Origin of the sequence: Nostoc sp. 106C (assembly GCF_002154725.1) — a bacterium.
Taxonomy (GTDB): Bacteria; Cyanobacteriota; Cyanobacteriia; order Cyanobacteriales; family Nostocaceae; genus Aulosira.
The window spans coordinates 1-14,552 of sequence record NZ_MTAW01000236.1; the positions used below are offsets into that span (position 1 = coordinate 1).

Sequence of the window (14,552 nt, forward strand, 5' to 3'; positions counted from 1 at the left end):
GAGTTTTTTCTTTTGATTCTTTTATTCAGAATACCCGGAAAGTGACAGAAGAGGGATAAACCTGCTAAAAGCTAGTGAGAAGAAAAAAGTTATTAGATTAAATACTTATGAAAATATGACTATAAAACAAGCAAGAGAAAAGTTAAAAGATATATTTCAAGCAATACTCAAATCAGACGATAGAAATGTTCATGTATTAAAAGTAGCTACAGGATTAGGTAAAACTGAATTATGTACTGAACTAAGAAATGTTTTGTTAGCTTTACCTAACCATTCTCTCAAGGATGAAGTATGCAAACGTATGAAAGTAGAGTATAGACCTACACCTAGCCTTAATTCTTTACCAGCAGATGTTAGAAAAAGATTAGAATATTTGTATTCCATTGGCGCTAATTTTGAAGCTAATAGATATTTAGCTGAAAAAGCAAAAGTCGATAACTCTTGCCAAGAATATCTTAAAGATTGTCATGTTTGTTATCTTTCAAATGAAACAATCATTACTACTCATCAAAGAGCATTATTTATTGACTGGTTACACGAAACAATAATTTTTGATGAGGATGTAGTTACTTCTCTTCTACCTACAGGTAAAGTAACAATAAGTGATCTAATAAGATTGGAAGCTAATCTAAATAATGAGCATGATCAAAGGACTATTTCTCATTTAATTAATGAAATTAGGCAAGGCAGAGTCAATACACCTAGAAAAATGGAATCTATCATATTTAAAGACTTTCAATCTATAGAATATGAAGTTTTAAGTAGTAATGTTAAATATAATAGTAATATTCTTCACTTCTTTGAATCTGATTTTTTTGTAGTAGATGCTAATGATGTAGCAACTATTCACTATATCAGAAAATATGAATTGCCAGAAAGTAAGAAGATTATTATTTTATCAGCAACGGCTAATGAAGAAATTTATAGAAACTTGGTAGGTGATAGATTGAGGTTTTATGATATTAGTAACGTAGAACCAGTTGGCATAATAGAACAAAATACTAAATACTCTTGTTCTAAAAGTTCTCTTGCAAAACATATAGATTACATATTAGAACAAGTAAAGGATATGCCTGTAATCACCTTTGCTGAATATAAAGATTTATTTAGTAACCCAATAGAAGATATGCACTATGGAAAAACAACAGGTTTTGATATTCTTAAAGGTAAAGATATAGCTGTAGTAGGAACTCCCCATGTTAGTCCGATAACTATTGCTTTATATGCCTCTATACTAAAAATCTCTATAAGATCACATGATTATGTTCAACAAGGGTATTATCCTATTAGGCAACAACAGGTAATTTCTAACGGATTTAGATTTTGGTTTAACGCCTATGATAATGAAGAGTTGAGAAACTTACAGTTCTATTTCATAGAATCAGAATTAAAGCAGGCAGTAGGTAGACCTAGAGTAAATACAGAACCAGTCTCAGTAAAACTTTACAGTAATTATCCGCTTCCTGAAGCTTGCATTAATGATGAAGAAATACAAATAGGTAGGCAAAAATTAGAAAGAAATAAAGCTTCATTAGCTATTAGTAATAAATCAGATAGTTACTTTGAGAAATTATTATTTGAAGATTTAAACCTTGAGATATTACATAATGATGAATTGGGAAATATGAAGCTTAATGTTTTTTTATACAGCGCTTTATTTGCTGGCACAGGTACTATGATGACCATGATGCAAATAATAAAGGGCGCAAGTAAAAATTAACGCAATCTAAATAAATCATTGTGTTTTAGCTTGATGCTCCTATCTAGGAGCTTTTTTATTATGACCGAGTATGGTTAACAAATCTAAAACCGTTAAGATTTTTAAATTTTGAGTATTATTGCTTATCCTCTGATTTGCGTAAATATTCTATTGGTTCTCCTGTAGTAAAAACTGTATTACTATCAGATACTAACTCTAGTAAGTATTCTTGCAATACATCATTATTATCATGTGTACCGTGTTCTAACTCATCTAAGACTACTTCTATAAACTTATTTTTAAGATTGTCATCTTGTATAGTATCTGCTGCTTCAACTACTGTATCGTAATCAAAGTTGGGTTTTAACATTAGATTAGCAATTGCAACTACTACATCTTCTGTATCAGGTAAATTATCTCTAATAAATTGCCAGTTCATTTAAGTTATATGAAGTAAAAATGTATAGGATTTGATGGTTTTAATTGTTACTGCTCATCAGGTACATCCTCTATGAAATCCTCTGGTAATTCATCGTCATCCTCCCAATCGCCTGGATGGTCATCTTCATAATCATCTTCGTTTTCATCAACTACTTCAGTTACTTTATCCGTAGGTGGGACATAATTAAGATTGAGAGTGTTTAAGAATGCGCGCATCTTACCTTTAATATCTCTCTGTGCGTTCCAGTCTTTAATATTAGTAGCGGCAATAATGTGCATAAAGTTAACTTGGTTATCGCTATATTCATCGAAATACCTACTATATTTTTCTTTCGCACTTTCCAAGGCTCCAGGTAGTAGGTATTCGCAAGATAAAGCAATTAATTCGATAACAGGTCTAATGGTTGTATCTATTGTTAATATTTCGTTAACCAATACTAATGGTTTAATTGTGTACTCTTTCTTATTAATAGTTTTTGTTTTCGCTGCTTCATTAGCTGCTATAAGTTGCGCTTTTATGGCTTCTTTGGTTGTATCGTCAACACTTAACATCCTTAAAAACTGTTCTTGTTCGTATGTTAATGACGACAATGTGTAACTCCAAACTTCATTAAATAAATGACCGTAGTTGTTGCCACTAATACTATGTACTAAATCGGCGCATCCATATTGATATAACCACAATACTCGTTCCCATTGTTTTGCATTATTCCAGTCTTCTTTATCAAGCCCTTTAAACCTAAGAGTATTATTTACTTTTTCTTCCGATATTAGGTCTAGATATAGTTCTGATAACTCAACTGTGTACTTATTACCATCATTGATACCATTATCTTTATGATTAGAAATTTCCCTAATGTACCAATGGTCATGTCTATGATGAACTACCCACGTACCACCATACCGTCGCCAATTAACCTTACCATTGCCACTAAATTGAGATGGAATAAAACTAACACTCATACTAATTCTTTTACTTTCACTTGTATATCACTAAACCAATCACTCTTTTTTCTTACAAAAGTCTAAATCATCAGCATATTTATCATCTTGTAATAAAAAATTAAAATTCTAGTTGGTGCGTTTAACATCGCTTACATCTAAAACTTAGACGATTATGATTAATCTTATTGGTTGTTAATTCATTTCATTGGAGCTTTATATTATGCAACTAGATGCTATCAATGTATAGTTAAATGTATATATTGCGTCTATGGTTTTTTTATTGTTGTGATATAAGTAACTTGGCTTAGTGTACTTGTGACTCAACACCCTTGACGTTCTGATAAATTTCTACGCGAACCAATAGTATCTCACTTCTTTATCATTCCACACACCTTATCTACTAAAGTTTTACCAACTGTATCAGGTTTAGGACTGGTCAATTCGCTTCTGTTTAATTCTCTAATATCGTGTGATGTTAATGTAGTGAACTTCTTAGGACTACATTCGATATATGCAACACTCTCCTTACTATCACCGTCTATTTCAGACTGATGATATAGAGTAATGGTTCTATATTTACCACGTCCTCTAATACTGTTCGTATCCATATAGTAGGTTATTAAATTGCTCTTACCGAACATTACCCAGTTAGGTTCTACGGGTTTTGTTGCGATCGCACTAGCTATCAGAATATCTAACATAAGCGCTTCTACGTATGCTGTATTCTTAATAACACAGTAATAGAAGCGCGGTCATTAGTGGTGATACTGAGAATATTAGTTATCTACGATTGAAGAGGCGATCGCAGAACATTGGTTAGCTTCCTATCATTTATTTCTTACTGCCAATCGTTCTATATTGAAGCATTAATACTTATTGCTAGAAGCCCCTATAACAAGCAATACGTTGTTTTAGGTTGTATGACACCTGAAACTGAAAATAGAGGCGTTAGAGGCAGCCATAGCAGTACTTCTTATCTATGTGGTAATGAATCCACAAAGTAAGTTATTTGATGAGAATATCTTATTGATTCATTGTAGTTTGATAAGTAATGCTGTTATGCAACTTCTATGCAACTAGATTGATATAAAGCGATACTGGTAGAGTACAGCCAATTTATGCAACTTGCACGAAATCATTGTTTTTACAATAATTTAAAAAGCCCGTGACGAGGATTGAACTCGTGACCTCACCCTTACCAAGGGTGTGCTCTACCACTGAGCCACACGGGCAAAATATAACTTTTGTTTTTAGTTAAGAGCTATAATGCTGTGAACTTTACCATTCTCTGAGCAATTATAACTCATAACTTTGAAGTGGTGGGCCGGGCTGGATTTGAACCAGCGTAGGCGTAAACCAACGGATTTACAGTCCGTCTCCATTAACCACTCGGACACCGACCCATTTGTCTCACGATTTACAATAGTAGCACCAAGTTTTATTAATCGCAAGGGTTTAAAAAATTTAGTTTGTAGAAACTGGGTTTAGTGAGACAACCCAGTTTCTCATGCCTAACTCAGGAGTTCACCTGTTTCTTGCAAGGAATGCAAGCGGCGGTAAATACCTTCTTGGCGCAAAAGTTCGTCGTGGCTACCGACTTCCACAATTCTTCCCTGATCTAGAACGACAATCTTGTCTGCTTCTCGCACTGTACTCAGGCGGTGAGCAATGATGATTGTGGTGCGCGTTCCTTGAATCGATCGCATTGCTAATTGAATGGAACGCTCAGACTCGTAATCTAAGCTAGAGGTAGCTTCGTCAAAAACTAACACGTCTGGTTCTACTAGCAACGCCCTCGCAATTCCCAAGCGTTGTCTTTGTCCACCAGATAATCTCACACCACGTTCTCCCACAACGGTGTAATAACCTTGGGGTAGGTTTTGTACCACTTCATCAACTCTAGCAATCTTACAGGCTTCCTGAACCTGCTCAAAACTGGCGTTTGGTCTGCCATAGGTGAGATTATCTAACAAAGTTCCGTTGAAGACATCCACTTCTTGGTGAACGATCGCTAATCTCCGCCTGTAATTACCTACATCTAATGTGCGAATATCTTGACCATCAATCAGAATTTGACCAGATTGCGGTTCAAAATATCGCAACAATAGCTTCACGAAAGTAGACTTTCCAGAACCAGAACGTCCCACCAACGCCACTGTTTGGTAGGGTTCAATCAATAAGTTGATATCTTGCAAAACCAGACGATTGGCATCATACCCAAAACTTACGTGAGATAGCTCTATTTTGCCAGTAAATTGATAAGGTGATTCCGCTTGATTTTCTACTTTTAATAAACCATCTGCCTCAGAGCCAATTGGCTCTTGCAAAAATTCATGAAACCGTAGCATAGAAGAATAGCGACGAGCAAAAACTTCTGCCAAGTTGCTGATAGGTTCCAACTCAGCATAGGCCATACTAGAAAGAGTTAAGGTCATCACAAAATGACCAAGGGAAATCTTACCGCCTACTGTTGCTGCTAAAGTTAAACCCAGTATGCTAAACACACAAAACTGAATTACAGTTTTCTGCCAAGTCAGCAGGTGAATATAACCTTTGTGGATGCGATAGTCAACTACGGCGAATTCCCGATTTAAACGTTGTTTTTGCCGCTTTAGTTCTTTTGCTTCTGTAGCAAATGCTTTCACTGTTTTGATATTAGTGATCAGTTCGGAAGTTCGACTTTCGGTGTTTTCCATGTACTTATCCAAACGGCTTTCGTACCAAATAAGCCGTTTTAACTCTTTCAAGCTAAAGCTAAGAATAATTACAAAAGAAATCAGATATAAAGTCGCAATTCGCCAATCAATCAACAAGATAAACACAAAAATTCCCAGGACTCGCATTAGTTTGGGAATTAACTGTCCGGCAATTTCAGGATATGTCCATGTATGGTTAGAAACACCTCGTGCTACTCTGCCGGCAATCCGTCCGGGGTTATTTTCATCATAAAATTCTAGTGGGAGAGTGAGAATTTTAGCGATAGCTGCTTGATTTTTTTCTCGACGTGCTCTTAATGGTATATCCCAGTGAAACCAATTAGCTAACCAAGGTTGTGTTGGCGCTTTTACAACAGTTACAACAAAAATGATGCTAAGTAATACACCTAAGGATAGTTGTTGATTAACTGGGTAATTGATAAGTTCAGAAAAATTTGCGATCGCTCCTGCTAGTGGTTTGTCCAATGGTTGACCGGACAAGATATTTAAAATTTGTCCAATAGCATAAGGTACAACCAAATCAGTAATTTCGTAAATACTGGATGCGGCAATACTGAATATACTCAGCCCCCAGTAGGGACGAAAATAATCTACAATATCTCGAAATTTGGCCATGATGCACTCTTTCCAAGAGCGTAAGCTTGAGCTTGGAATTTATATACTACATACGTAATACATTGTAGTCAAGCTCTACACCTCTAAATCAGCCTTAGGGAGTAGTTGGCAATTGAGAAGGAAAAAATTCTAGGCGATAGCGATAAAGCGCAACAGGTTTAGAGCCTGCCGCAAAGTAATCTGGATCTTGAGGTGAAAGGTAAACAGCAGTAACTTGATCCGCTTGTATCGCTGGATGAGATGTAGAAAGTTGGCGGTAGGCGGTGGTTGATTCAACAGAGTTAAAATAAGGACGAGAACCACCTTTAAACAGTTGTTGAAACACTTCTGTAGTGATGAATTTCCCATCAGAAGTCGTTTCTGTAGCGCGTGCTGTAACAACAGAAACTAGTTGCCGTTCTCCACGCAATAATGTAATTTGGCGATTAGGCGAATTTGGATCTACTTTCACAGATAGGACAGCTTGATCTCCTAAATAAGCTCGTGCCAGATTCAAGCTATTAAATCCTCTATCAGCTATTAAAATGGTTGTTTTTTTATCTATCTTAGGAAATATTTTTAATCTAGTAACAGCTGATTTTTCTGGAATAAATCTGACTAAAAAACTTACAGCCTGATTTAGTTTTTTGCGGTTAGTGTCAAATCCAGGTGTGACTATATCTGGTGCCAAAGGTGCAACTAAATCCACTAATGTACTTGTAACTTGCCAAGAACCTGCCATCCACTCAGGATAAGCTAAATCTCCTGAAGCAGGTTGCACAGAAGTTAATTTTTCCCATTGAGGAAAATTAGCAAGCCGTTCAGACAATTCCCCCGCAATAGCATTTCCATTCCACCCAAATAGTAATAAAGCAACCAAGCAAAAACTCCAAATCGCGGTCATAGCAAGTAATTGATTTTTTATGAAGTCAAAATTCATCTATTAGATTATTCTGTTACATTTTGTTAACTCAAGTGACAAAAACGCAAACTATCAATTGCAATCTCATTCAATATGCAGATAGATAAGCATTTTGTTTAGTATTATGTAATACACAAAGTTATATATAAAAAAATAATGGTTTACTGTTTGAAAAATAAATTAACAATAGTGTAAAATCCGATAAAATACTGATTGACTGATTTTAGGGTGCGTAATACCTGGTGCAATCGCTTTGTGAATTGCATCATTGCTGAAAAATAGTTACGTAAAAATTCTCAAAGCAGACTAGAACTACTGATGTGCTTCCAGAATATATTTGCACTCTCAATATCAGTGTGGACAATCCTAATTGTCTTCACCCTTATAGAAGGTAGCTCTGCAATTATCCCAACGACTATAGAAGTATTATCCTTGCGGAGGTTTAGATGGAAATCCTACGCATTGCGATCGCAGGTAGCGTAGGTGCAGGGAAAACGAGCTTTATTCGCACTATTAGTGAAATTGAGGCCGTTGATACCGATAAAAGGAGCACAGATGAAATAGCGCTATTCAAGGATAAAACCACGGTAGCGTTGGACTTTGGGCTATTCACCGTAGTACCTAATCAATTACTTTACCTTTACGGCACACCAGGACAACCCCGATTTGACTTTATGTGGGATATCCTAATTCGCCAAGTTCAAGCTTGCATCGTGCTTGTGGATGCACATCGCCCAGAATATTTACAGTATGGAACTCAGCTTCTCGACTTTGTAAACCAAAGGGTGCAAATTCCCATACTTATAGGGCTAACTCACATGGATTGTCCTAGTGCTGCGAAACCAGAAGATATTACGAGCGCTTTAGGATTGCAGAATGCAACCAAAAAACCACCCGTAATAGTTGTGAATCCTACTCAAAAAGCTTCAATTACAGAGGCTTTAAAGATACTTATTTCAGAAATCATCAAACCCTCGATATTGTAGTCAGCAGATGAGCCTCAATGCATTTGGGCAATATCCTCAAGCTACTCCCAAGGACATTTAGTCAAATGTTCATGGATGGCAAAACCTCAAATTTGCCTACAAATTCACAGACAACTAATCACCAACTTTTATCAACAATTACTCAGGAAAAAGCCATGATTAACATTTCAATGTTACAAGAAGTTCTACAAGAATTTGTTAGCAGCACATCTAACATTCAGGGTGCAGCTTTGGTAAGCCCCGACGGTCTAGCTTTGGCTTCTGTACTACCTGCTGAAATGGATGAAGACCGCACAGCTGCCATGTCAGCGGCTATGCTTTCCTTAGGCGAACGTATAGGTAGTGAATTAGTTCGCGGGACTATTGACCGGATTGTTGTTGAAGGCGAGAAAGGCTTTGGTATTGTAGTTAGCTGTGGTCCTGATGCTGTTTTATTAGTTTTAGCTAACGCCGCTGTTAAACAAGGCTTATTGTTTCTAGAAATCAAACGCGCCGTTGCTCAAATTTCTCCTTTAGTGGCTTAGTCAATCAATTTTGGATTTTGCGAAAAGTTGAGCCAGTGCGTTGCGGTGAATCCAGCCCTGTTCGGCGAAGCCGTTCCCAAAGGGTAGGCGGGTTTCCCGCCGTAGGGGACTGGTGAACCCGGAGGGAGGTTCCCTCCGTTGTAGCAACTGGCGTTGCGTGCGGGGGTTTCCCCCGTTGAGCAAACTTTTCAAGGCAGATTTTAAATGGGGAAATTCTCCAATCCAAAATTTAAAATTCAGTCAATGGACTTTTGACTTGAAATCTAGATAATTATGAGAACTGGGGAGAAGAATTGGTGATGTTGCGTCCAACCTTGGGAGATTTTAGCAGTATTGTCTGTTTTAAAGCAGCAATTGTGGGCATGGAAGAAGCTTTGGGGGAAAAAGCCACTGCGATCGCTTTAACTACGGCTGGTCGTAGTCGTGGCAAACACTTAGCGCAAGAATTAGGTTTAGTAAACACAACCTTATCTTTGGATGATGTAGCCTACAAACTAGGATTAGCTTTAGGTAAAGAAGGAACTCGCCTTTGTATCATTGACCGAATCAAGCAAGAAGGCGATACTATCAAGATTCTTACCTCAGAAACTTTATGCTGTGCTGGAGAAGTTCAAGGCTCTAACCGTAAATGTACTTATACACTTGGTGCTATTTGGGGAGCGCTCGAACAGGCAACTGGTAAACGATTTATGGGTAAACACACGGAATCCGTTCTCCGTGGTAGCAGTCATGATGTATTTGAGTTTACTGAGTTGTAAGATTGGTAGCAAATAGAAAATTAGGCAAAGGGTATAAATATTTATGCTCTCTGCCCAATTTCTATGATTAAATTTCGGCTGGTAAAGGTTCCCAAATTTCTCCATACTTATCTTTAAGAGCTTGCCAAGCCTCTACCTGGCCTGGTTCATATTCTCCTGGCTTACCCCATTGCAAAAATAGGCTTAAAGCAGACTCCTGCTGCTCATCTAAAAAGCGGATAGCATAGGTCGTAAAGTTACCTCTTTTGGCTTCCCCGGTTTCAAATTTCACTTGCATAATTTTGTCCATATTCAAGTGAAACTCAAAATTTTCGGTGTGCATATTCGCATATTTACCCTTGGGTAAATATGCATAAAATAGCTTTTCTAGCTTGCTTCTTACTTCTAAGACACCTGCACTGCTAGTGACAATTACACGCAAAGTTCCCAAATTTTCGCAAGCTGTTAAAAATTCTTTTAATGTTGTGGTCATTTATCCTTTGTCCTTTGTCATTTATTGTTTTTCTTTAGCCAATAACTAAGACTATTTTTCGTATTGTTCGTAAGCAGCGACGATGCGTTGAACTAGGGGATGACGCACGACATCTTTTTGGGAGAATTCACAAAAAGCAATGCCTTCAACGTTTTTTAAGACGTGCAAAGCCACTGCTAAACCTGATTGTTGATTGATTGGTAAATCAGTTTGTGTCATGTCACCTGTAATTACCATACGCGAACGGAAGCCCAAACGAGTCAAAACCATTTTTATTTGAGCAGGTGTAGTGTTTTGGGCTTCATCTACAATGACAAAAGCGTTATTCAGGGTGCGTCCCCGCATATAGGCTAGTGGCGCGACTTCAATCACACCGCGTTCCATTAAATTAGGGACTTTTTCTGGATCGATAAATTCATTAATAGCATCGTAAAGTGGGCGGAGATAGGGATTAACTTTCTGCTGTAAATCTCCTGGTAAAAATCCCAGCTTTTCGCCAGCTTCGACGGCAGGACGAGTTAAAATCAGCTTCTCAAATTGGTTGGCGAGCAGTGCTTGAACGGCGACAACAACAGCAAGAAAAGTCTTACCAGTCCCAGCGGGCCCAGTACAAAATGTTAGGTCACGCTGGCGTAGGACATCGATGTACTGTCGCTGTCGAAAGGTTTTGGCACGGATTTCTTCACCCCGTCGAGTTCTGGCGAGGATATCTCGCTGTAAATCTTGCAGTTCCCCTTCTCGATGAGAATCTAGGGCTTGACGGGCTGTGGAAATATCGGCGCTGGAAATAGTATTACCTTTAATCCAGAGGTCTTCAAGCGATCGCACCAATCGCGAAGCCAGATCAATTTGTTTTGGTGTGCCTGAAATATGTAAGTCCTGTCCGCGTAGCACCAAGCTAGCTCCTGTTTGCTGGGATAGGAGTTTGAGGTTTTCTTCTCCATCTCCGGCTAGAGCGATCGCACTGGGAATATTCGGCAGCTGAATTTTGAAGGCCTCTGCCATAGTATTTCTTAATTTATGAGGAGCATTTATAAGATTTCCGCAAAACTTAATATAAATTTTATTTTAGAATTATCTCAGAGGATGTATCAAAAGTTTTGGGCGAATATAATTCGCTACTACACAGGCAAAGTCCGTAGGAGCGTCACCCGAAGGGCTTCCCGCAGGGTAGCAAGTGGCGTGCGATTTCTAATCGCTGGATTTCGTATTAATTTAGACTTTACAACATCTTCTAAGACTGATTTAGTAAAAGTAGAGACACGATGAATCACATCTCTACTTTCTTTAGGTTTGCTCTCAAAATAGTTTCAAACCTAAACTTGCACAATTGATATAGATTAACCGATTTCACCAAAGACACTACTATGACTTAGTAGCGGACACCTTTGCGTGCGGCTTCCTCTTTGCGCTTGCGTCGTAAACTCGGCTTTTCGTATCTTTCCCGGCGTCTGACTTCAGACAAAATTCCGGCTTTTTGAATTTTCTTTTTAAAACGTCTAATAGCCGAGTCAATAGACTCGTTCTCACCTAAACGAACTTCGGCCACTCCCTGGTTTCACCTCCTAATAGAGATCGTTAAGAGTTATATATGATTAACGTTAACTACAAGCAGTATGGCGATCGCTTCTCCTGATGAGAAACACCCATCTGTTCAACCCTCAAAAGGATTTCGAGCATTTTATAGTGACGCGACGCCTAACGCCACTGATGCCAGAGTACCAAATTTAGCCGTTTTTTAACCATTGCCATTTACTAGAATGTCTGAGCGGAGTAGAAACCGCCCAGACTGGCTCTAAAGTTTGAACCTAGCGGGTGCGGGGTTTAGCGATCGGCCTGGGTCCGTTTCCGTTTCCGTCTCCACGTCGTTCTCTTGATTTGGGTGGCGGTACTCGCTCTTCCCGGTCTTCATCAAAAGCTGCGCCTTCTCGTGAGGCGCTACTGCCATAGATATCCAGATATACTGATTGTCCAGCAACTTCGGCCGCTGCGGCAATTACCGTGCGAATCGCCTGAATATTGCGTCCTCCCCGACCAAACACTTTCCCTTTATCTGCGCTGTCAAAGGCGATGCGAATCCAAGCCTTTTGGAGGCTCTGAGAAATTTCACAATCGACGCTTAAAGATTCTGGAGATTCTAAAAACGGCTGAACTAAAAACCTTACCAACCCCTCGTAATTGGGGCTGGTTGTGGGGGATTGTCTTTCGGCACTATGATGCGGCTGTTGTGGCACTGACCTGTTCAAAAACATTGGCTTTTACTAGGATGCGACGGACGGTGTCAGTGGGTTGAGCGCCTTGTTGTAGTCGCTTGACGATTCCGGGAATGTCCAATCGTACTTCATCCGTTCTGGGGTTATAGAATCCCAGTTCTTCTAGGGGACGACCATCGCGGCGAGCGAGGCTGTTAATAGCTACGATGCGGTAACTCGCTTCCCGCTTTTTACCGTATCGCTTCAAGCGCAGTTTGATCATGGTTGAAGAATCGTTCTCCTGTTTGTAGATATTAGTTCACAGCAAATGCCGTTTCGCAGCAGTCAAAAGTGAGAAGACATTTTTGCCTAAAACTTTTGACTTGAATGAGGAAGCACCTTAAATCTACGTATTGCCTATTAATTGAGGCTTAACTTTCTTTAGGCACAATTTTCCACACTGGAAAGCTAATTTTAGCACTTGCTGTGCATTAACTGCTATTGGTCTAGAGTTATTTGTCAGTTGTCTAAGTAAATGACTAATGAGAATTGACAATTGACCATTGATTAAAGATTGCCGAAACCTTTCTTTTTTTTCTCCTTCTTTTTCTTTTTCGCGCCTGGGTTGTCAGTGTAACCTCGCCATCCAGGGGCTGCGGGACGATTGCCGGCAAAAGCGTTGGCGTTGCCCATACCACCGCCAAACATTCCTCCGGGCATACCAGGAAATTGACCTTGACCCATTTGCTGCATGAGCGATCGCATTTTCTGGAAATCAGCTACCAGTTTGCTAACATCGGACTCTTTATAGCCAGATCCAGTCGCAATTCGTCGTCTGCGACTAGGAGAACTGGCTAATAAATCTGGGTTGTGGCGTTCTTGGCGGGTCATGGAATTAATCATCGCTTCACAGCGTTTTAGCTGGGTTTCTCCATGCTTTAGCTGGTCATCTGAGAGCTTGTTCATCCCAGGAATCATCTTGATGATGCCTCCCAGCGATCCCATATTCTTCAGCAGGCGCAATTGTTTGAGAAAGTCAGTGAAGTCAAATTTTGCTGACAGGATTTTCTCCTGCATTTTCTCGGCATCGGCCAGGTCAAACTCTTCCTGGGCTTTTTCCACCAAGGTTAAGACATCGCCCATACCTAAAATCCGTGATGCCATCCGGTCTGGGTAAAACGGTTGCAATGCCTCGACTTTCTCACCCACGCCCACAAACTTAATTGGCGCACCAGAGATTTGTCTTACCGACAACGCCGCACCACCACGGCTATCACCATCTAGTTTGGTAAGGATTGCCCCAGTAATTCCTATTTGATCGTGGAAGGTACGAGTCAGATTTGCTGCTTCTTGACCAGTCATGGAGTCCACAACTAGCAAAGTTTCGTGGGGTTGAACTGTGTCTTTAATCCGGGCCAGTTCTGCCATCATGTCTTCGTCAATTTGCAGACGACCAGCAGTATCAATAATTACCGTATTTACACCTTCTGCCCTGGCGCGCTCTACACCTTGACGAGCAATTTCTACGGGGTCAGCATCGCTTCCTAGTTCAAATACTGGTACGTCAATTTGCTTACCTAAGGTCACCAGCTGATCGATAGCTGCTGGGCGATATATGTCTGTCGCCACTAACAAGCAACTGCGGTCTAATTTACGTAAATGCAAGGCTAATTTAGCAGTAGCCGTAGTTTTACCAGTACCTTGCAACCCAGCCATCAGCACAATGGTAGGCTCTCCCTGTACTTCTGCCAGGGGAACATTTTCCTCCCCCATCACCTGCACTAGTTCATCGTAAACAATTTTGATGAACTGTTGGTCAGGTCGCACGCCAGCGATCACCTCAGATCCCTGTGCCTTGGCTTCGACTTCGGTAATAAAATCTTTGACTACCTGGAGGTTGACATCTGCTTCCAACAAAGCGCGGCGAACTTCTCGCAAAGCGTCTTGAATGTTGGATTGAGAAATTTTATCCTGCCCCCGTAGTTTCTTCCAGGCAGATTCTAAACGGTCAGCTAATGCATCAAACATAATTTCGATTACAGATAGTAAGCCAGTAGGAATTTGGGTAGAGTTTTAACGTGCTATTTACCAGCTTAGTAGTTTTCCCACCGACTTGAGCAACCGGATACTTATCTGTATTAATGTGGCAAACCGTCCTTTGTTTTTCAAAAGGCAGAAGTACGAGGGCAGAGGGCAGAAGGAACTCACCCTTAAAAGAATGGGTTTGAATATCCAACCACAGATAAACACGGATGAACACAGATAAATTATCTGTGTTTATCTGTGTTCATCTGTGGTTTCA

At 39.6% G+C, this 14,552-nt stretch carries 16 protein-coding genes and 2 tRNA genes; 5 read left to right on the forward strand and 13 right to left on the reverse strand.

The annotated features are described in order from the left end of the window. Positions 1-115 precede the first annotated feature (115 nt). Positions 116-1,720, forward strand: a complete 1,605-nt coding sequence (locus tag BV375_RS34640) for a hypothetical protein (RefSeq protein WP_086769041.1) — start codon at positions 116-118, stop codon at positions 1,718-1,720. A gap of 115 nt (positions 1,721-1,835) precedes the next feature. Here BV375_RS34640 and BV375_RS34645 read toward each other — a convergent pair whose 3' ends face one another. The 7 genes from BV375_RS34645 to BV375_RS34675 all read right to left on the reverse strand — a co-directional run bounded on the left by BV375_RS34645 (position 1,836) and on the right by BV375_RS34675 (position 7,300). Next, complete coding sequence (locus tag BV375_RS34645) at positions 1,836-2,138, reverse strand: hypothetical protein (RefSeq protein WP_086769043.1); 303 nt, start codon at positions 2,136-2,138, stop codon at positions 1,836-1,838. A 47-nt stretch (positions 2,139-2,185) separates the two neighbouring features. Continuing rightward, positions 2,186-3,103 (reverse strand): hypothetical protein, encoded by a 918-nt coding sequence (locus tag BV375_RS34650; RefSeq protein ID WP_086769045.1) that lies wholly within the window; start codon positions 3,101-3,103, stop codon positions 2,186-2,188. Positions 3,104-3,453: 350 nt separating this feature from the next. Then, positions 3,454-3,786, reverse strand: a complete 333-nt coding sequence (locus tag BV375_RS34655) for a hypothetical protein (protein WP_086769048.1) — start codon at positions 3,784-3,786, stop codon at positions 3,454-3,456. Positions 3,787-4,245: 459 nt separating this feature from the next. Next, positions 4,246-4,317, reverse strand: a tRNA-Thr gene (locus BV375_RS34660). Between the two features lie 85 nt (positions 4,318-4,402). After that, a tRNA-Tyr gene (locus BV375_RS34665) sits at positions 4,403-4,488 on the reverse strand. 108 nt (positions 4,489-4,596) lie between these two features. Beyond that, positions 4,597-6,417, reverse strand: coding sequence for an ABC transporter ATP-binding protein (locus BV375_RS34670; RefSeq protein WP_086769050.1), 1,821 nt, complete (start codon positions 6,415-6,417; stop codon positions 4,597-4,599). A gap of 94 nt (positions 6,418-6,511) precedes the next feature. Beyond that, positions 6,512-7,300 carry a DUF6816 family protein gene (locus tag BV375_RS34675; RefSeq protein WP_208095410.1) on the reverse strand — a complete coding sequence of 263 codons (789 nt, stop codon included), beginning with the start codon at positions 7,298-7,300 and terminating at the stop codon, positions 6,512-6,514. Between the two features lie 464 nt (positions 7,301-7,764). On the opposite strand from BV375_RS34675, the gene BV375_RS34680 reads away from it, so the two are divergent. The 3 genes from BV375_RS34680 (at position 7,765) to BV375_RS34695 (ending at position 9,586) form a co-directional block, all read left to right on the forward strand. Next, positions 7,765-8,304 (forward strand): ATP/GTP-binding protein, encoded by a 540-nt coding sequence (locus BV375_RS34680; protein ID WP_086769054.1) that lies wholly within the window; start codon positions 7,765-7,767, stop codon positions 8,302-8,304. Positions 8,305-8,321: 17 nt separating this feature from the next. After that, entirely contained in the window at positions 8,322-8,828 is a 507-nt protein-coding gene (locus BV375_RS34685; RefSeq protein WP_086769055.1) for a roadblock/LC7 domain-containing protein, read from the forward strand. Positions 8,829-9,127: 299 nt separating this feature from the next. Beyond that, positions 9,128-9,586: a hydrocarbon-binding protein gene (locus BV375_RS34695; RefSeq protein ID WP_086769059.1), complete on the forward strand. Its 459-nt coding sequence runs from the start codon at positions 9,128-9,130 to the stop codon at positions 9,584-9,586. A gap of 67 nt (positions 9,587-9,653) precedes the next feature. On the opposite strand, the gene BV375_RS34700 is transcribed toward BV375_RS34695, so the two are convergent. The 3 genes from BV375_RS34700 to rpsU all read right to left on the reverse strand — a co-directional run bounded on the left by BV375_RS34700 (position 9,654) and on the right by rpsU (position 11,607). Further along, on the reverse strand, positions 9,654-10,058 hold the full coding sequence (locus BV375_RS34700; protein WP_086769061.1) for a ChuX/HutX family heme-like substrate-binding protein: 405 nt from the start codon (positions 10,056-10,058) through the stop codon (positions 9,654-9,656). Positions 10,059-10,109: 51 nt separating this feature from the next. After that, positions 10,110-11,063, reverse strand: a complete 954-nt coding sequence (locus BV375_RS34705) for a PhoH family protein (protein ID WP_086769063.1) — start codon at positions 11,061-11,063, stop codon at positions 10,110-10,112. Positions 11,064-11,430: 367 nt separating this feature from the next. After that, positions 11,431-11,607 carry a 30S ribosomal protein S21 gene (rpsU, locus tag BV375_RS34710; RefSeq protein ID WP_086769065.1) on the reverse strand — a complete coding sequence of 59 codons (177 nt, stop codon included), beginning with the start codon at positions 11,605-11,607 and terminating at the stop codon, positions 11,431-11,433. 67 nt (positions 11,608-11,674) lie between these two features. Between rpsU and BV375_RS38965 the strand changes: the two genes are divergently transcribed. Beyond that, positions 11,675-11,800, forward strand: a complete 126-nt coding sequence (locus BV375_RS38965) for a hypothetical protein (RefSeq protein ID WP_279432995.1) — start codon at positions 11,675-11,677, stop codon at positions 11,798-11,800. 66 nt (positions 11,801-11,866) lie between these two features. Here BV375_RS38965 and BV375_RS34715 read toward each other — a convergent pair whose 3' ends face one another. The 3 genes from BV375_RS34715 to ffh form a co-directional block, all read right to left on the reverse strand. Next, entirely contained in the window at positions 11,867-12,310 is a 444-nt protein-coding gene (locus tag BV375_RS34715; RefSeq protein ID WP_086769067.1) for a KH domain-containing protein, read from the reverse strand. Next, positions 12,270-12,533 carry a 30S ribosomal protein S16 gene (rpsP, locus tag BV375_RS34720; RefSeq protein WP_086769069.1) on the reverse strand — a complete coding sequence of 88 codons (264 nt, stop codon included), beginning with the start codon at positions 12,531-12,533 and terminating at the stop codon, positions 12,270-12,272. The genes BV375_RS34715 and rpsP overlap by 41 nt, the downstream gene beginning before the upstream one ends. Before the next feature lie 284 nt (positions 12,534-12,817). Beyond that, positions 12,818-14,278, reverse strand: coding sequence for a signal recognition particle protein (gene ffh / locus BV375_RS34725; RefSeq protein WP_086769071.1), 1,461 nt, complete (start codon positions 14,276-14,278; stop codon positions 12,818-12,820). Between the last annotated feature and the right edge of the window lie 274 nt (positions 14,279-14,552).